Below are 18,030 nucleotides of genomic sequence, written 5' to 3' on the forward strand. Positions count from 1 at the left end.
CTACCTCTTAGCGGTTGGAATCCAGCACGCCATTGTTGCGTGACTCGTCGATAGCGGCCTCGTGCTCTTCGAAGGTCGTGCTAAAGACAGTATTTCCTTCCTTGTCCACCGTGACAAAGTACAGCCAGGTGCCGTCAGCCGGATTTTCCATGGCACGAATCGCCTCGATGGAGGGCGAAGCAATGGGGGTTTCCGGCAGCCCCTCCTTGGCGTAGGTGTTCCACGCGGTCTTTCGCGCGCGGTCCTCATCCGTGGTTGCGATTTCCTGATCTGGCAGGTCGTAGTTGACTGTCGAGTCGAACTGCAGCTGCATCGGTTCGTCGAGACGGTTGAGAATAACGCGAGCGACCTTATCGAAGTCGCCATCTGGCGCCTCCATCTGGATCAAAGAAGCTGCGGTAATCAGCTCGTATGGAGTTAGACCAACCATGTCCGCTGAAGCCATGAGACCCGTGTCCTCATAATTCTTCACCGATTCCTTGACCAATTTTGCAAGCATCTGTTCGGGCGTCTGCTGCGGGTCAAGGTGATGAATACCCGGCGTAATGAGTCCCTCAAGACGACGAGGGTCGTTGCCACGCGCAGCTACCGCGTCCCGAGCCCATTCTGGAACACCCAGCGCGGCCAAATCGGCCTCGCCAGCAGCACGTTCGAGATCGGCCTTGGATACGCAGTCATTGTCCTCAACACAAGTGGCCTCAGAAATAAGCGAGAAAATTCCCTTACGTACATCCGATGAGGACACAATGCGGGTATCGGCGAAACGGGCGCCAGTCGGAATGTCAACGGTACCGACCTGATTTTCGACATCCAGAAGAGCCTCGACGGTCTCGTCGGCCTTCATCCGCTGATGGAGTCGGTAGAAACCAGGCTGCAATTCACTTGAATGAGAGTTCTCATTCGCGGCCTGGATGAACGCACGGGAAGACTTGACGACGCCGCTTTCCACCAACTGGTTGGACAAATCAGTAAGTGACGTGCCTTCACTGACCTCAACAATCGTCAATGGACCCTCAGCTTTGCCATCGTAATCGTCAACAATGCCGCCACGGTTCCAGACGAGGCCAATCACTCCGAGGACCAACACGCATAACAGGACAGAAGTCACATTGATTGCCACTGCCGTTTGGCGGTGACGAACTCGAGGCTTTGCCCCACCGCTGCGAGCACCAGCGCGGTCCCGGTCGGCACCGCCGCTATCAGTGCGGCGCGCAGTCTGCGCGTCTTTACTCATCAATAATCTCCTCGAATGCAGCTCACTCTCCCATCGGTATCAGCAAGGAGTCTTCCCATTCGGGTACGACACGCGACTGATAACGACTGGTGCGACATAGCTTTACGACGAAGTCGTAGCACTAGGTTGCATTGTAGGTGTGAATCGCCACTTCAACTTTTCAAATCCTATGCACGCGACAAACGTGCTTAGGTATTACACAGTTAATAATTGCGCAAAGGTGGGTGAATTGTCACCTTTCGGTAACTTTTGTGTGCCCCTACTCGGTATTTTCGTCCAAAGCTTTTGCCCGTCTGTCCAACCAGGACTGCAGAATTTCTACTGCCGCAGCCTGGTCAATAATCTTCCGACCGGACTTAACATCAATACCTGCTGCGTGCAGTCGTGATTGGGCCATTACCGTCGTCATCCGCTCGTCGGCGTAATGCACTACGACTCGATCACCGAGTCGGCGCTGCAACCGGAATCCAACGTCAGTAGCTTTCCGCGCAGAAGTCCCGAACGAGCCGTCGAGCATAAGGGGCATGCCGACAACAATCTCGACGACCTCAAGTTCAGTGGCAAGTTCCACGAGCCGGTCAATATCCGGCCCGTCAGGATCTTTTCGCCCCGTTGCTCGAGTGACTGTTTCAACCGGGGTCGCCAGGATACAGTCGGGGTCAGAGACCGCGACGCCAACGCGGACATCGCCGACGTCGATTCCGAGCCGTCGACCCCGACCGGGATCGTCCTGACCGGGGGTATCAATACGGGGCTTAGCCATTGTTTACTGCTCTTCCGATAGCACAGCCGTTAATTGGCTACTTGGACAGTTCGGCCTCAACCGCGGCCAATGCTGCGTCGATTCCGGAAGCATCAGAGCCGGAGCCCTGTGCCATTGCCGGTTTACCGCCGCCCTTGCCGCCGACCTCAGCGCCCATCAGCTTCACCAAATCGCCGGCCTTAATACCGCGATTGACGGCTTCATCCGAAACCGAGGCCACAAACGGAACCTTGCCGCCAGCGTTGGAAATCAACGCAATGACGCTTGGGCGATCCGCAAGGCGCTTCGCCAAGTCATTAGCCAGCGAACGGATGTCCTTCATCTCCGTACCGTCGGGAAGCTTAAGGCCGAGGTAGGTGACATCGCCGATGGTGCGAGCGGACTCCAGGTGAGACGCGGCATTGGCCAGCAGCTGTCCGGCCTTGAAATCAGCGAGCTGCTTCTCTGCAGCCTTGAGCTTCTCAGCCAGTGCTGCAATGCGGTCTGGCAGCTCAGCAGAAGGAGCCTTGAATTCAGTGGCCAGTCGTTCAGCCAGGAGACGCTCGGTGGACAGGTAGCGGAAGGAATCCATACCCGAATAGGCCTCAATACGGCGCACGCCCGATCCGACCGAGGACTCGCCCAGCACAGCTACCGGACCAATCTGCGAAGAATGCGAAACGTGGGTACCGCCACACAGCTCAATTGAGAACGGGCCACCGACCTCGACAACGCGGACGATGTCGCCGTAGTTCTCGTTGAACAATGCCATGGCACCAGCGGCCTTGGCCTCTTCCAAAGGCATCTCGGCAGTATTGACAGCCCAGTCGTTGTCGACAGCCTCATTGGTGATCTGCTCAATCTCACGGAGCTGTTCCGGTGTGAGCTGCTCACCGTACTTGAAGTCGAAACGGAGGTAGCCCGGCTTATTCATGGAACCAGCCTGAGTTGCAGTATCCCCCAGTACCTGACGCAGAGCACCGTGAATCAAGTGAGTTGCAGTGTGCGCCTGACGAGCACCGTGACGCCACTGCTCGTCGACCAAAGCTTCAGCGGAGACGCCCGGAGTGAATTCACCAGCGGTGACAATGCCCTTGTGCAGCCACAGCTTCTTGCCCACCTTTTGAACATCGTTGATGTGGACCACAGCGCCGGAATCAGTCACGATACGACCACGGTCAGCCAGCTGACCGCCGGCCTCGGCGTAGAGCGGAGTGCGATCGAGGATAACCTCAATCTCATCGCCCTCTGCGGCAAACGACTGCTTCTGGCCATCGGCAATGATGCCAAGAATCGTGGATTCGTCGGCAAGCCGATCGTAACCAGTGAAGGACGTCGGGTGTTCATCGATGAACTCGCGGTAGACATGCAGGTCGGTGTGAGACTGCTTCTTTGCCTGGCTGTCGGCCTTTGCGCGCGCACGCTGCTCAGCCATCTCGCGATCGAATTCCTCGCGGTCGATGGTCAGGCCGGCCTCTTCGGCCATCTCGATGGTCAGGTCGATTGGGAAGCCGTGGGTGTCATGCAGGGTGAAGGCGTCGTGACCGGATAGAACGGTTTTACCCTCTGCCTTGGCCTTGGTGGCAGCACGTTCGAACAGCTCCTCACCGGCGGACAGAGTCTTGGTGAAGGTCTTTTCCTCGGCGACGGCGACGCGGCGAATACGGTTCCAGTTCTCCGCGATCTCTGGGTACGACGGGGTCATGGTCTCGGCCGCAATACCAATCAGCTTCTCCAGCACTGGACCGTTAGCGCCGAGCAGACGCGCAGAGCGGATGATGCGGCGCAGCAGGCGACGCAGGATATAGCCACGATCGGAGTTCGAGGGGGTGACACCGTCGAGCATCAGCATCAAGCCGGTGCGGCTGTGGTCAGCGATGACGCGGAAACGGATGTTGTCCTGGTGGTTGGAGCTGTACTTCGAACCGGTGAGCCGCTCAGCTTCGTCGATAACCGGACGCAGCAGATCGGTTTCGTAGACGTTGTCGACACCCTGCAGCAGAAAAGCAACGCGCTCGATGCCCATACCGGTATCGATGTTCTTCTTCGGCAGTGGGCCAAGAATCTCGAAAGAGTCCTTGCCTGTTCCTTCGCCACGCTCGTTTTCCATGAAGACGAGGTTCCAAATCTCGATGTAGCGATCCTCGTCCGCTTCTGGGCCACCGTCAGCGCCGTACTCCGGGCCGCGGTCGTAGAAAATCTCTGAGCACGGACCACACGGGCCAGGCACACCCATGGACCAGTAGTTGTCCTCCATGCCTCGGCGCTGAATGCGCTCTTCCGGCACACCAACCTTCTCGTGCCAGATGTCATGGGCCTCATCGTCATCGAGGAAAACCGTCACCCACAGCTTCTCAGCCGGGATGCCAAAGCCGCCGTCCTCAACAGCACCAGTCAGAAGGCTCCATGCATGAGTGATGGCACCTTCCTTGAAGTAATTTCCGAAGGAGAAGTTACCCGCCATCTGGAAGAAGGTGTTGTGGCGGGTGGTGATACCCACCTCTTCAATGTCCAGTGTGCGCACGCACTTCTGAATTGAGGTCGCGGTGGAGAAGTCCGGAGTCTCATTGCCGAGGAAGTAGGGCTTGAACGGCACCATGCCGGCATTAACGAACAGCAGGTTCGGGTCATCCAAAACCAGGGAGGCACTGGGGACCTCGGTGTGTCCCGCCTTTACGAAATGCTGGATGAAGCGATTTCGAATTTCATGAGTCTGCACGGTGTTCTACTTCCTCGTTTCACGTCGAGCGTCCGAGATGTTTAATACAAAACTAGCAGTCTACCCGCTCGGTTCGAGCAACTTTAAAACCACCCCACCGGCACCCCGTAGATTCCGACCAATCTCGCCTACTTCGATTTCCGGCGGCTCCCCCGGATAATTCGGCGAATGCGTCCGAGGTATTCAGCCATGCCGTTTTCACGACCGTGATTGGATGGGACGAAATAATCAGTGCCCACCAACTGATCTGGTGGATACTGTTGGGCGACGACACCCATGGGGTCATTGTGCGGGTAGATATAGTCCACCGCGTGACCAAGGTCCTTAGCCCCGCTGTAATGTCCGTCGCGCAAATGTGGTGGCACCGGTCCGGTCTTCCCGGAACGAACATCCTTCAATGCCCCGTCGATTGCGCTTATGACCGAATTCGACTTCGGTGCTGTTGCCAAGTGAATCGTGGCCTGCGCCAGCGTCAGCCGGGCTTCCGGCATCCCTATCAAGGCAACTGCCTGCGCCGCGGCGACGGCGGTTTGCAGAGCTGTCGGGTCGGCCATACCGATGTCTTCGCTGGCCAGAATTACGATTCGGCGGGCAATAAACCGAGGGTCTTCCCCACCCTCAATCATCCGCGCCAGGTAATGCAGGGCAGCATCGACATCAGATCCGCGGACGGACTTAATAAACGCGCTGGTGACGTCGTAATGCTGGTCGCCGTCGCGGTCATAGCGAACCACAGCCCTGTTGATCGAATTGGCAAGCGACTCAGCGGTAATCTGCTCACCATCGGCTACGGCTTCTGCGGCTGCCTCGAGGTACGTGAGGGAACGACGGGCATCTCCAGCTGCCAGCGCAATGAGTTGTTTACGTGCATCGTCTGTCATACTGACGCGACCATTCAGGCCACGCTCATCAGTAAGTGCCCGATCAATGAGCGTGCCGACGGCTTCGTCGTCCAGTGGCTGCAACTGCAACAGCAGTGACCGACTGAGCAGCGGGGACACCACTGAGAAGGATGGGTTTTCCGTCGTTGCCGCGACGAGAAGGACAATCCGGTTTTCCACGGCACCCAACAGGGCATCCTGCTGGGTCTTGGAAAAACGGTGCACCTCGTCGATGAAGAGCACCGTTTGAATGCCCTGGTTAACGAGCGTGCGACGAGCAGTGTCGATAACCGCACGCACTTCCTTTACCCCGGCATTAAGCGCGGAAAGCGCTTCAAAGTGTCGTCCGGTCGCCGCGGAAATCAAACTGGCGAGAGTGGTTTTGCCAGTTCCGGGAGGGCCGAACAGAATAACGGAGGTGTCGCCGCCACCTTCGACCAGACGGCGCAACGGTGCTCCGGGGGCTAACAGGTGGTCTTGACCAACGACTTCATCGAGGTTTCGCGGTCGCATCCGAACCGCCAACGGCGCGTGTGCACCTGGGTGAAAATAGGCGCTCGCATCGGAGTTCAGGCCAGTGCTTGCTGGCCCCGCACTCCGACCTTGGCTCTTGGCCGCTGTAGGTCCGGCGACCGAAGGCTCGTCGAAAAGCCCTGGAGCGTCATCGGCGGAGCCGTTTGCACCGCCTGACGGCAGCTTATTCGGATCCGCCACGTGTGCCCTAGCCTTCCTCTTGCTCTAAGAAATCGATGACTGCATGCGCGAACCGTTCCAGCTCGTCGGCACGATCGTCCTCACACTTATGGGCGAACTGTGCAATCGCGCGAGCCGTGTTAGCCATGTCGCGCCGCTCCAGTGCTGAGCCGCCAACTTCCGGCTTCAGGTCCGTGCGTCCTTCATGCCCCACCCACAGCGCTTGTTTTGGAGAACCGAAGAAGGAAACTGTTGCGGAGATGAAAAACCAACCGAGCAACGCCGCAGCGATGAACGCCATCAAACGGCGGTCGCTCGTGCCGCGATACCAATGGTCACGAATCTCTTCCATCCAGGCACGGACAAACACGTCGACCTCTGCCTCCGATGGACGCTCCACGAAAACGTGCAGCGGGAAGCCAGCGACGACGCTGGCCACGTCGAAGATGACATCGCGGTAACCAGCCCACTCATAGTCGAGGAACTGGACCTTGTCCGCCAGCAGGATGTTGTCCGGAGCGAGGTCAAACGGAGTGAACGCCCTATGCGTGCCCTTCTCAATTCGACGAGCAGCATCCTCACCGAAAGAGCGCACAGCGTCGGGAACGGGAATGCCGGACCCCTCGATAGCTCGCATGCCAAAGCGAATCCCCGACACAATGCCGTGGTCACGCGCCTCGAGAGCCTCACGATCGACCTTGTTCTTCACCCACATACGACGACGCAGGGTCTCAAACCCCTCTTCGCGAGTATGCGTGTGAATATGCATCCGGCCCAGCGAAGCGCCGAGGCTGCGGAATGCGCGCAATCGTCGCTCTTCATCGCCACGAAAGAGTACGTCCGCAAGAGTGTCCACGACACCGACGTCGCTGAGAACCAATAGCTGCTTTGAAACATCGTAAGCAAGAAGCTGAGGCCCCGGGCGGACGTCGTCAGGCAGCGTATTGATGAACTGGTACGCCACGACTTCCCGTAAAACGGCGGGATCGACGCCTTCAGTCGTCGTAGGAATTTGCTTTACGACGACCGTGCGTTCCTGCATAAAGGGATTTGTGGCGACCCGTACGCGGACAACAAGAGCGTTTGACTGGCCTGTAAGTACTTCTGGATCCGACAACACTGGAGTGCCGCCGAATCGTGCGGAAAGCAGTGTCGCTGCGTCTTTAACTACGCTGTCAACTTCTGCTGCAGCGTCGTCCGAGTACTCCATTGAATGCCCTTTCAATGAGCCAGTTTCAGTCAGGCGATACGGATGTTGCGTTGTGGCCAGTACCGCCTTGGTTAGGAGGAATTGGCGCCACTCGCGCTGTTCACGCTGGAGTGGCAGATCACATTCCTCGCAATGTGATTTCTTTGTTTACTTGTTGTCGCCTGCGGCGGCTGCTGCCTTAACGCCGTCTGCCTTCTGCTTTGGCTTCGGCTTGAAGTCGATACCGGTCTCCTTGCGCTGCTGAGCGGTAATCGGAGTCGGGGCGTCAGTCAACGGATCAACGCCGCCACCGGACTTCGGGAAGGCGATAACTTCGCGAATGGAGTCAACGCCGGCCAGCAGGGAAACGATACGGTCCCAACCGAATGCGATACCACCGTGCGGCGGAGCGCCGTACTGGAAGGCGTCCAGCAGGAAGCCGAACTGCTCCTGTGCCTCTTCCTCGCCGATGCCCATAACGTCGAAGACGCGCTTCTGGACATCTGGGCGGTGAATACGAATGGAGCCGCCACCAATTTCGTTACCGTTGCAGACGATGTCGTAGGCGTAAGCCAGTGCGTTGCCCGGATCCTTGTCGAAGGTATCCATGTGCTCTGGCTTCGGCGAGGTGAAGGCGTGGTGCACAGCAGTCCACTGCGAGTGGCCCAGCGCAACGTCACCGGAAGCGGTAGCGTCGGCAGCCGGCTCGAACAACGGTGCGTCGACGACCCAGGTGAATGCCCAGTCGCCTTCCTTGATAAGGCCGAGCTTCTTGGCAATCTCTCCACGAGCAGCACCCAGCAGTGCACGGGAGCTCTTAGCGTCACCTGCAGCGAAGAAGATGCAGTCACCCGGCTTCGCGCCTACGTGCGCCGCGATGCCTTCACGCTCTGCGTCAGTAATGTTCTTGGCAACCGGGCCGCCCAGAGTGCCGTCCTCCCCAACGAGGATGTAGGCCAGGCCCTTTGCGCCGCGCTGGCGGGCCCAATCCTGCCAAGCGTCGAGCTGACGACGAGGCTGCGATGCGCCACCGTCCATAACAACTGCACCGACGTAATCGTTCTGGAAGACACGGAAAGTGGTGTCCTTGAAGAACTCGGTGCACTCCACCAGCGGAATGTCGAAGCGCAGGTCCGGCTTGTCAGAACCGTACTTCTCCATGGCCTCCTTGAAGGTCATGCGTGGAATCGGGGTCTGAACAGTGACACCGGCCTCAGCGAAGATAGCAACCAGAATCTCTTCTGCCAGCGCAATGACATCGTCCTGCTCGGCGAAGCTCATCTCAACGTCGAGCTGAGTGAACTCCGGCTGGCGGTCAGCGCGGAAGTCCTCATCGCGGTAGCAGCGGGCGATCTGGTAGTAGCGCTCCATGCCAGCGACCATAAGCAGCTGCTTGAACAACTGAGGGGACTGCGGCAGTGCGTAGAAAGTGCCCGGCTTCAAACGAGCCGGCACCACGAAGTCACGAGCACCTTCCGGCGTAGAGCGAGTCAACGTCGGAGTCTCGATTTCGGTGAAGTCGTGGCTGTCCAGCACCTTACGGGCTGCGCGGTTGACAGCCGCACGAAGACGCATAATCTTGGCCGGGCCTTCACGGCGTAGGTCTAGGTAGCGGTACTTCAGACGGGCTTCTTCGCCCACAGTGCCAGAAGTTCCAACATCCTCGAGCTGGAACGGCAATGCCGCCGACTCGTTGAGGATGGTCAGCTCCGTAACATTGACCTCAATTTCACCCGATGCCAGATTCGGGTTCTCGGAGCCCTCCGGGCGCTTCTCAACGACACCGGTGACCTGAATGCAGTATTCGCTGCGCAGGTGGTGTGCACGCTCAGCAACTTCGCTGTTGCGGAACACAACCTGGGCGTAACCGGAGCGGTCACGCATGTCGATGAAGATCACGCCACCATGGTCACGGCGGCGTCCTACCCAACCGGTCAGGGTTACTGTGCTGCCGGCGAGGTCAGCGCGGAGGTCTCCGGCAAGATGCGTACGAAGCACTGCGAATTGGTCCTTCCAAAATTGGTGCTATAGGGATTAACGCTGTGGATAGCGGTTTCGTCCGTGTAGTCTACCTTGAAGCCAGAAAGGTGAGAAGAAGACCCCGGCTATTTTGCTTATTACCGGTCATCGCCTTGGGTCTACCTCGGGCTTCATGTACTCATTTTGACAAAGTTCTCCGTAGGTCCTGACGTTGATTTACATGCGGTTACTATGACGCAGCGCTATTCAATGGCCCGTTTTCCGCACCTTATGCAATAGTCTTACTCCTATGACCTTCCGGAATGACTTCCAAAAGAGCTCGGCTCGTGCCGAGCGACGCTCGGGTGGTGGCCGCGCTATCGCCGTAGGCGGTGGCGGTATCGGCGGCCTTGTCCTCATTGGCCTGTACTTACTTCTCGGCGGTGACCCGGGACAATTGGGACAGCTGACAGGTGCCCAGAACAATCAGTCCTCTCAGACTGCACAGCAGTCCCCTGGTGAGGATCCCTGCAAGACCGGCGAAGATGCCAACAGCCGCATCGACTGCCGCATGGAATTCACCGGTATTTCGGTCGACCGAGTCTGGGAAGAACAGCTCCCCGCGCAGGCCGGCATCGAGTACACGAACCCAGGTCTAGTCCTCTTTGAAGGCTCCACTCAGTCGGGCTGCGGCGCAGCGTCCTCGTCCACCGGCCCGTTCTACTGCCCCGCCGATCAAACGGCCTACTTCGACACGGAGTTCTTTAGCACCCTGGAGCGCATGGGCGGAGGCAACGGACCGCTCGCTCAGGAATACGTCGTGGCCCACGAATTCGGACATCACATCCAGAAGTTGGAGGGAACCCTCGGCCGCAGTAACTACAACGAACCGGGCCCCGATTCCGACGCTGTAAAGATTGAGCTGCAGGCCGACTGCTACGCGGGTATCTGGGCTCATTACGCGGACAAAGGCCCGGACGCAATCCTCGAACCGCTTTCCGACGAGCAGGTTGCCGATGCCCTCAAAACTACGAAGGCCATTGGCGATGACACCATCCAGCAGCATTCAGGCGGTGGTGTTCAACCGGACTCCTGGACCCACGGCTCGGCCGAGCAGCGTACGAAGGCATTCCTGACCGGCTACAAGTCAGGAAAGATGTCTCAGTGCGACACTCTCGAGCGCGGCGTCTACAGCTAGACTCCGCACTCAACAAATGCGCGTTTCCTAGATGCGCGACTGCAACTCCGGAACCAGTGCATCTAGGGCGACTGCGTGCTGCTCGTGGGACTCAAGGTTCTTCAGCTGAACCTCGCCCGCGGCCAATTCAGACTCGCCGAGGACCAACGCAAATCGGGCTCCAGCGCGATCGGCACCCTTCATTGCCCCCTTCAGCCCGCGGCCACCGTAGGACATATCCGCGCGAATACCCGCTTGGCGCAGCTTATTGATCTGCACCGCCATAGCGTGAGCGGCTTCTTCACCGAGCGCAACACCATACACATCGACGCGTCGACCATCGCTGGCCTGCTTGCCCTCTGCTTCCAGTGCGAGCAGCGCGCGATCCACACCCAAACCAAAGCCAATTCCAGACAGCTCTTGGCCGCCGAGCTGCGCCATCAGCCCGTCGTAGCGACCACCGCCACCGATACCCGACTGAGCACCAAGGCCGTCGTGAACAAACTCGAAGCACGTCTTGGTGTAGTAGTCCAGTCCGCGCACCATTCGAGGATTGATGACATAGGGCACCTTCATGTCATCCAACAGTCCAGTCACAGCTTCAAAGTGACCGCGAGCGCTGTCAGAAAGGTGGTCCAGCATCAGCGGCGCGTCGGCAAGCATTTCCTGCATTTCCGGTCGCTTATCGTCGAGAACGCGCAGCGGGTTGATGTTTGCACGGTGGCGCGTTTCCTCATCCAGAGGCAGGTCAAACAAGAATTCCTGCAGCTTAGCGCGGTATTCGGGGCGACAGGTGTTGTCACCGAGGCTTGTCAGCTCAAGCCGGAAGCCTTCGAGTCCGATGCCGCGGAAACATGCGTCGGCAAGCGCGATGACTTCAGCGTCCAGCGCAGGATCATCGACGCCGATTGCCTCTACGCCCACCTGCTGCAACTGACGGTAACGGCCTGCCTGCGGGCGTTCATAGCGGAAGAACGGCCCCGCGTAGGAAAGCTTGACCGGCAACTGACCGCGGTCCAAATTGTGCTCAATGACCGCGCGCATCACGCCCGCGGTACCCTCCGGGCGCAGGGTGACGGAGCGGTCGCCGCGGTCGGCGAACGTGTACATCTCCTTGGTGACGACGTCCGTCGATTCACCTACGCCACGTGCAAAAAGCCCGGTGTCCTCGAAAATTGGCAGCTCAATGTGCTCATAGCCCGCAAGTCGTGCGCGGTGCTGGAATGAGTTTCGCACCGCCTCGAATTCGCGGGAGACCGGCGGGACGTAATCCGGCACGCCCTTGGGCGCGGAGAATGGCTTCAACTTCTTTGGCTTCTGGCTAGAGTTCACCCCGCTAACTCTACCTGCCAACTCTCACGAGGTGTCAGCCAGGCTAGGTGAGGTTTTGCAGGAACGGGTTGGTCGCGCGTTCCTCGCCTATCGACGATGCGGAGCCATGGCCCGGAAGAATCATGAGGTCATCCGCCAGCGGGAGGACCTTATCCTTCAACGACTGCTGCATGTGCTCCGGACTACTGCCCGGCAAATCTACGCGACCGATAGCCCCCTTAAAGAGGACGTCCCCGCTGAAGACAATCTCATCTTCCCCATCGGAAGCGCGCAGCATTACACAGCCCGGAGAGTGACCCGGTGCGTGAATGACTTCGAAATTCAACCCTGCCCACTTTACTTCGTCGCCATCCTCGAAGAAATCGGCTTTCGTATAAGCCTGCATGGAATCGATGTCAAAGAGGTGTCCGAAAGAAGAACCGCCGAGCTTCGGATTGGCCAGCAACACATTGTCGCTTTCGTGAATGAAGACGGGAATATCCCAGAAGTCGGCGGCCTCCGCGACATCGCGGACATGGTCGATATGACCATGGGTCAGCAGAATTGCTTCCGGCTTCCAATCTCGCTTCTCAACCTCGCCGCGTACTACCTCGAACGCCCCCATGCCCGGGTCAACAATGACGCATGGGGTGGACAGGCCGTCCATTTCCGGAGCGCCTGTTGCCACGTAGCAGTTGGTCTGAAAAGGGCCGGGTGCAAATCCAAATATCTCCATGGCGCTCCATTGTATCGATTCTGTACAGCCCCCGGCAGGCTGATTACTCCTTCCGAAAACAGGAAGGAGCACCTTTCCCCTAGCGCCTTGGCCTGTCATCTCGCAAATGGGAACCAATCCCGGGCATAATGGTCGATTGTGTACGCGACGGTGACCGACTGAGCTGTTACTTCAAATGCGGTCACTATCAATGGGCAAAATCGTCCGCTGGTGTTCCGTCACCAGCAATAGATGACTAACAGATACGGAGAAAGACTAGTGGCTAATAATGAGCAAAGGCGCAAAGATGCGATGCGGACGCTCGAGCGCGAACTTAAGCGCCGTGCACGTGCCGAGAAGCTGAAGCCACTGGGCGTTGTCGTAACCACCTTGGCTATCCTGCTCTTTATCGGTGGCGGCATCTACTTGCTGACCACGGCTGGCGGCGCTGACGACAATGAGGCCGCTGATGAATCCACGACTCCAGTCGAACCTGCAGCTCTGACAGCTACTCCCGTCAGCGGTGAAAAGGTTCCAATGAAGCGCTCTTCCCCACTTCCGGAAACCGTGACCTGTGACTACCCGGATGATGGCGAGGCATCGAAGGACATAGATAAGCCAGCTACCGACAACGTTCCCGCCACTGGCACTGTAACCATCACCCTGAAGACTAACCAGGGCGACATTCCGATGGAGCTGGACCGCGCTATTTCACCTTGCGGCGTCAATGCAATTGAGCACATGGCCAAGTCCAACTACTTCAACGACACTGTGTGCCACCGTATTACCGGTGGTGGCCTGAACGTTCTGCAGTGTGGCGACCCGACTGGTACCGGTACCGGCGGACCGGGCTTCAAGTTCGCTGGCGAGTGGCCGGTCAAGGATTCCGGCCTGGATCAGAACACCCCGTTGGTGTACCCGAAGGGCTCTATCGCCATGGCAAACCCGAGCGACCCGGATGCCAACGGCAGCCAGTTCTTCCTCAACTGGGCAGATTCTCAGCTGCCTCCGCAGTACACCGTGCTTGGCTCCATGACTGACGAGGGCACCAAGACGGTTGCGGACATTGCGAAGAACGGTATCGAGGGTGGCGGTACCTCTGACGGTAAGCCAGCTAAGGAAGTCCGTATTGAGAAGGCGGAAGTCAAGTAGCTGACTCAACTGACTGATTCAGAAATTAATCAAAAACAGGGCCAAGGTGTTTCACCTTGGCCCTGTTTTAATACCTACGCGGCCTCATCCTTTTTCACATATCGATGGGCTGCTAAAACGCCTACTGACCAGAAGTAATGCGGTAGACATCGAAGACTCCCTCGACACCGCGCAGAATGTTGAAGATATAGCCCATCTGCTTAGTGTCCGAAACCTCGAAGCTAAAACGCATTACGGCAACGCGGTCATCGGAGGTATGGGAGGACGTCGACAGGATTGAGACCTTCTGATCGGAGAAGACGCGAGTAATCTCCGAGAGCAGTCCATGACGGTCAAGTGCTTCGATTTGCACCGTAACCATGAAGACCGCACCGGAGGAATCTGTTGCCCAGGAGACCTCGATAATGCGCTCCGGCTCCTGGTGCAGCTTCTCCGCATTAGTGCAGTCCGTACGGTGCACACTGACCCCACCGCCGCGGGTGACGAAGCCAAAGATGGCATCGCCCGGCACAGGCGTACAGCATTTGGCAAGCTTAGCGGCCATATCCGCGCTGCCTTCTACCAACACACCCGTGCTGTCAGCGCGGCGCGGAGTGTTGTGCACGTTCATCTTTGAAATTGGTGTGCGGGAGACCAACTGCTCTTCGGCATCGTCCGCGCTCGAGAACTGCGCCATCAGCCGGTGAGTCACATGCTGCGCTGAGACCTGCCCCTTACCGATAGCGGTATAGAGCGCATCGACATCCGCATAGTGCAGCTCGGAGGCAATCTGCTTGATGGACGCCGGAGTGAACAGGCGGTGCATCGGCAGACCGCCGCGCTGTACCTCTGCAGCCAGCGCGTCACGGCCGGCATCGAGTGCCTCCTCGCGGCGCTCTTTGGCAAACCACTGACGGATCTTTGCCCGCGCACGTGGAGTTTTAACAAACTTCTCCCAGTCCTTAGACGGACCGGAATCGGCATCCTTGGACGTGAAAATCTCGACGCGGTCGCCAGTTTTTAGCGGTGATTCCAACGCCACTAGCTTGCCGTTGACTTTGGCACCAATACATCGGTGACCTACTTCAGTATGGACCGCGTAGGCAAAGTCGACCGGCGTGGAGTCCGCAGGCAATGTGATGACATCGCCCTTAGGTGTGAACGCAAAAATTTCAGTGACTGAGAGGTCATAGCGCAGGGAGTCCAGGAACTCGTTAGGATCTGCGGCCTCGCGCTGCCAATCCAGCAGCTGACGCATCCACGCCATCTGATCGACTTCGGCGGAATCTCCCTTGTGAGAGCCCTTGGTTTCCTTGTAGCGCCAGTGTGCGGCAATGCCGTACTCAGCGTTGTAGTGCATCTCATGGGTGCGAATCTGCACTTCTAGCGGGGAGCCACCTGGACCGATGACCGTTGTGTGCAACGACTGGTAAACCCCGAAACGCGGCGCGGAAATATAGTCCTTGAATCGCCCCGGCATGGGTTTGAACAGCGAGTGGACGGCACCCATGGCGGCATAGCAGTCCTTGGTCGTGTCCACCAGAACTCGAAGTCCGACCAGGTCAAAAATCTCGTCGAACTCATGGCCGCGGACAATCATCTTCTGATAAATCGACCAGTAGTGCTTCGGCCTGCCCTGTACCTCAGCAGCAATGTGAGACTCCTTCAGATCCTTCTGAATCATCTCGGAGACTTCCTGGATGTACCGGTCCCGCTGCGGCGCTCGATCTGCGACCAAACGCACGATCTCGTCGTACTTCTTCGGGTACAAAATGGCGAAGGAGAGATCTTCCAACTCCCACTTCACGCTGGCCATTCCCAAACGATGCGCCAGCGGTGCAATCACCTCGAGGGTCTCACGGGCCTTCTTAGCCTGCTTTTCCGGCGGCAGGAAGCGCATTGTGCGCATGTTATGCAGCCGGTCAGCCACCTTGATAACCAGCACGCGCGGGTCCTGGCTCATGGCGATAATCATCTTTCGCACGGTCTCTGCCTCGGCGGCGGAGCCCAACGCGACCTTATCCAATTTGGTCACGCCGTCGACCAGTCGTGCGACTTCTGGGCCGAAGTCCCGCTCCAGGTCCTCCAGCGTGTAATCGGTATCTTCGACCGTGTCATGTAGTAGCGCTGCCACCAGCGTGGTGGTATCCATGCCGATCTCGGCGGCAATAGTGGCGACTGCAAGCGGGTGAGTGATGTATGGCTCGCCGGATTTCCGGTACACGCCGTCGTGAAGGCGCTCGGCGGTATCGTAGGCACGCTGAAGCACAGCCAAATCTGCGCGCGGATGCACCTGTCGATGCACCGCGACAAGGGGATCTAGCACCGGGCGGATTTTCGTTCTGTTGCCGGTAAGGCTTCGCGCTAGGCGGGCACCATAACGGCGTGCGGGCCCTTCAGCCATGACTCATTCACCCCTTATTAACCACGTACAAAGGCAGATCAGCAAGCTTCTCCCGAGCTCCCAGGCCTTCAACCTCCAGCACGGTGCACAGCCCGGTTACCTCGACACCAGCTGTCTCCAGCAGGGCGCGAGCTGCACACAGGGTGCCACCAGTTGCCAACACATCGTCGACAAGTACGGCCTTCTTGCCCTTCAGCTCAAACCCACTAGCCGGAATCTCAAGCGCGGCCGTACCATATTCCAGTTCATAGGTCTCGGTCAGCACAGGCGGTGGTAGCTTACCCTTCTTACGAATAGCGAGCACTCCCAGTCCAAGCTTGTACGCCACCGCAGAACCCAGCAGGAATCCACGCGCATCTAGGCTGCCTATAACATCAGCCCCGAACTCTTCCACCTTGGCGGAAATCTCGTCCACAATCAGGGCGAACGTCGTGGCGTCGGCAAGCGCCGGCGTCAGGTCCTCGAAGAGTACGCCCTCAACTGGAAAATCGGGCACGAACCGAATCTGATCGGCTAATGCCTCACGCGCGTGTGCATACGACACAGGTTTAAGCTCCTTTTCGGCGAAAAGAAAAAGTGCGGGTACCTGTCAACGATACCCGCACAATGCGCTTTTAAAGTAGTTTCACCCGAACCACTGGGAGGCGCTACCTCCTACTGCCCCGGACGCCAGGACAGCGGCTTGTCTTCATCGCCCTCAAGCTTCGGAGTCGTCACCGTTCGTTTCGGCGTCGAATGTTCCATCTCGCTTGCCGACGGCTCCTTCGAGGCCGAGTCCTCCGCAACATCAGTGGTGGCGGAATCGGTGCCCGAACCGGCTCCCTCAGATGCCTTTGCGCGGGCAGACAGTACCGCCTCTTCATGCTTGCGGTATTCACGCTGCCGCGACTTAAGAGACACCAACAGCGACGAAGCCAGGAAGATCGAAGAGAACGTACCTTGAATAATGCCGATGAGCTGAACGAGTGCAAGGTCCTTCAGCGTTCCGACCCCTAGCATGCCCACGGCGATGACCATCAGTGCCAGGATTGGCAGGAGCGTCGACACCGTGGTGTTGATAGAACGCATGATGGTTTGGTTGACCGCCAGGTTCACCAACTCGGCGTAACTTCTACGGGTCGATGAACGATAGCCTGCCGTGTTCTCGTCGACCTTGTCGAAAACCACGACGGTGTCGTACAGGGAGAACGACAGCACTGTCAGCAAGCCGATAATGGTTGCCGGGGTGACGTCAAGACCAATGAGCGCGTAGATGCCCATAATCACGATTGCATCCACAACCAGGGCGAGAATTGCGGCAATGGCCATGTCGCGCTCGAAGTGAATGGTGATGTAGATGAACACCAGACCCAGGAACACCACTGCAGCCAGCAGCATTCGGTTGGTAATCGAAGAGCCCCACGACTCCGACACGGTCGAGTCACCAATGGCATCCGGGGTCTGCTGCCCCTGCACATCGACGGGCTTGAATGCATCATTCAACGCGATACGAGCACTATTAATCTGGTCCTGAGTCAGCTTCTCAGAGGTGATCTCCAGGATTCGGCCCTCACCAGAACCGATAATTTGCACCAGCTCCGGCTTCACGCCGGTCGCCTCGGTGAAAACCTCCTCGGCCTGCTCAGTTGTCACTGAGGCCGGCGGCATAGTCATCTTGGTACCGCCCTCGAAGTCGATACCGAAGCTGAACCCGCGAATCAGCATCGCTGCGAAAGCAACAACGATGATGGCGACGGCAATCTGGTACCAGCGCTTCCGCTTGCCGACGATGTTGATTCCACCCTCGCCGGTGTAGAGGCGGCGGAAGAAGGAGTCGTCTTTCACGCTTTCTGGCTCAGTGATTAGCGCCGGATTCGTCTGAGTAGTATTCATGGA

Annotated in this window: 13 protein-coding genes; 2 read left to right on the plus strand and 11 right to left on the minus strand. The window is 58.1% G+C overall.

Going from position 1 to position 18,030, the window contains the following annotated elements; all coding sequences use genetic code 11:
• Window positions 1-7 precede the first annotated feature (7 nt).
• The 6 genes from mltG to aspS form a co-directional block, all read right to left on the minus strand.
• Entirely contained in the window at window positions 8-1,234 is a 1,227-nt protein-coding gene (mltG, locus tag QKE19_RS04470; protein WP_070602568.1) for an endolytic transglycosylase MltG, read from the minus strand.
• Window positions 1,235-1,493: 259 nt separating this feature from the next.
• Entirely contained in the window at window positions 1,494-1,997 is a 504-nt protein-coding gene (gene ruvX / locus QKE19_RS04475) for a Holliday junction resolvase RuvX (RefSeq protein ID WP_049193736.1), read from the minus strand.
• 37 nt (window positions 1,998-2,034) lie between these two features.
• Complete coding sequence (gene alaS / locus QKE19_RS04480) at window positions 2,035-4,695, minus strand: alanine--tRNA ligase (protein ID WP_347890471.1); 2,661 nt, start codon at window positions 4,693-4,695, stop codon at window positions 2,035-2,037.
• Between the two features lie 128 nt (window positions 4,696-4,823).
• Window positions 4,824-6,149 carry a replication-associated recombination protein A gene (locus QKE19_RS04485; protein WP_232250888.1) on the minus strand — a complete coding sequence of 442 codons (1,326 nt, stop codon included), beginning with the start codon at window positions 6,147-6,149 and terminating at the stop codon, window positions 4,824-4,826.
• A gap of 148 nt (window positions 6,150-6,297) precedes the next feature.
• On the minus strand, window positions 6,298-7,479 hold the full coding sequence (locus tag QKE19_RS04490; protein ID WP_347890473.1) for a hypothetical protein: 1,182 nt from the start codon (window positions 7,477-7,479) through the stop codon (window positions 6,298-6,300).
• 147 nt (window positions 7,480-7,626) lie between these two features.
• On the minus strand, window positions 7,627-9,456 hold the full coding sequence (gene aspS / locus QKE19_RS04495) for an aspartate--tRNA ligase (protein WP_347890475.1): 1,830 nt from the start codon (window positions 9,454-9,456) through the stop codon (window positions 7,627-7,629).
• A gap of 271 nt (window positions 9,457-9,727) precedes the next feature.
• Between aspS and QKE19_RS04500 the strand changes: the two genes are divergently transcribed.
• Complete coding sequence (locus QKE19_RS04500; protein ID WP_005511486.1) at window positions 9,728-10,615, plus strand: neutral zinc metallopeptidase; 888 nt, start codon at window positions 9,728-9,730, stop codon at window positions 10,613-10,615.
• Window positions 10,616-10,642: 27 nt separating this feature from the next.
• On the opposite strand, the gene hisS is transcribed toward QKE19_RS04500, so the two are convergent.
• On the minus strand, window positions 10,643-11,926 hold the full coding sequence (gene hisS, locus QKE19_RS04505) for a histidine--tRNA ligase (protein ID WP_347890477.1): 1,284 nt from the start codon (window positions 11,924-11,926) through the stop codon (window positions 10,643-10,645).
• Between the two features lie 43 nt (window positions 11,927-11,969).
• Window positions 11,970-12,641 carry an MBL fold metallo-hydrolase gene (locus QKE19_RS04510; protein ID WP_347890479.1) on the minus strand — a complete coding sequence of 224 codons (672 nt, stop codon included), beginning with the start codon at window positions 12,639-12,641 and terminating at the stop codon, window positions 11,970-11,972.
• A 291-nt stretch (window positions 12,642-12,932) separates the two neighbouring features.
• On the opposite strand from QKE19_RS04510, the gene QKE19_RS04515 reads away from it, so the two are divergent.
• A complete protein-coding gene (locus tag QKE19_RS04515; protein ID WP_016422689.1) occupies window positions 12,933-13,772 on the plus strand; it encodes a peptidylprolyl isomerase in 840 nt (279 codons plus the stop codon).
• A 121-nt stretch (window positions 13,773-13,893) separates the two neighbouring features.
• Here QKE19_RS04515 and QKE19_RS04520 read toward each other — a convergent pair whose 3' ends face one another.
• The 3 genes from QKE19_RS04520 to secF form a co-directional block, all read right to left on the minus strand.
• Window positions 13,894-16,155 (minus strand): bifunctional (p)ppGpp synthetase/guanosine-3',5'-bis(diphosphate) 3'-pyrophosphohydrolase, encoded by a 2,262-nt coding sequence (locus tag QKE19_RS04520; RefSeq protein WP_016422688.1) that lies wholly within the window; start codon window positions 16,153-16,155, stop codon window positions 13,894-13,896.
• 7 nt (window positions 16,156-16,162) lie between these two features.
• Entirely contained in the window at window positions 16,163-16,699 is a 537-nt protein-coding gene (locus tag QKE19_RS04525) for an adenine phosphoribosyltransferase (protein WP_016422687.1), read from the minus strand.
• A 110-nt stretch (window positions 16,700-16,809) separates the two neighbouring features.
• Complete coding sequence (secF, locus tag QKE19_RS04530; RefSeq protein WP_070602555.1) at window positions 16,810-18,027, minus strand: protein translocase subunit SecF; 1,218 nt, start codon at window positions 18,025-18,027, stop codon at window positions 16,810-16,812.
• Window positions 18,028-18,030 lie beyond the last annotated feature (3 nt).

The sequence above is a fragment of the Corynebacterium sp. c8Ua_99 genome, from assembly GCF_039907185.1.
GTDB lineage: Bacteria > Actinomycetota > Actinomycetes > Mycobacteriales > Mycobacteriaceae > Corynebacterium > Corynebacterium jeikeium_D.

Excerpts from the sequence above, each read along its gene's own strand:
- QKE19_RS04515 (WP_016422689.1), top strand. The coding sequence starts at position 12,933 with ATGCGGACGCTCGAGCGCGAACTTAAGCGCCGTGCACGTGCCGAGAAG.
- QKE19_RS04510 (WP_347890479.1), bottom strand. The coding sequence starts at position 12,641 with ATGGAGATATTTGGATTTGCACCCGGCCCTTTTCAGACCAACTGCTAC.
- mltG (WP_070602568.1), bottom strand. The coding sequence starts at position 1,234 with ATGAGTAAAGACGCGCAGACTGCGCGCCGCACTGATAGCGGCGGTGCC.
- QKE19_RS04500 (WP_005511486.1), top strand. The coding sequence starts at position 9,728 with ATGACCTTCCGGAATGACTTCCAAAAGAGCTCGGCTCGTGCCGAGCGA.
- secF (WP_070602555.1), bottom strand. The coding sequence starts at position 18,027 with ATGAATACTACTCAGACGAATCCGGCGCTAATCACTGAGCCAGAAAGC.
- QKE19_RS04520 (WP_016422688.1), bottom strand. The coding sequence starts at position 16,155 with ATGGCTGAAGGGCCCGCACGCCGTTATGGTGCCCGCCTAGCGCGAAGC.
- ruvX (WP_049193736.1), bottom strand. The coding sequence starts at position 1,997 with ATGGCTAAGCCCCGTATTGATACCCCCGGTCAGGACGATCCCGGTCGG.
- QKE19_RS04490 (WP_347890473.1), bottom strand. The coding sequence starts at position 7,479 with ATGGAGTACTCGGACGACGCTGCAGCAGAAGTTGACAGCGTAGTTAAA.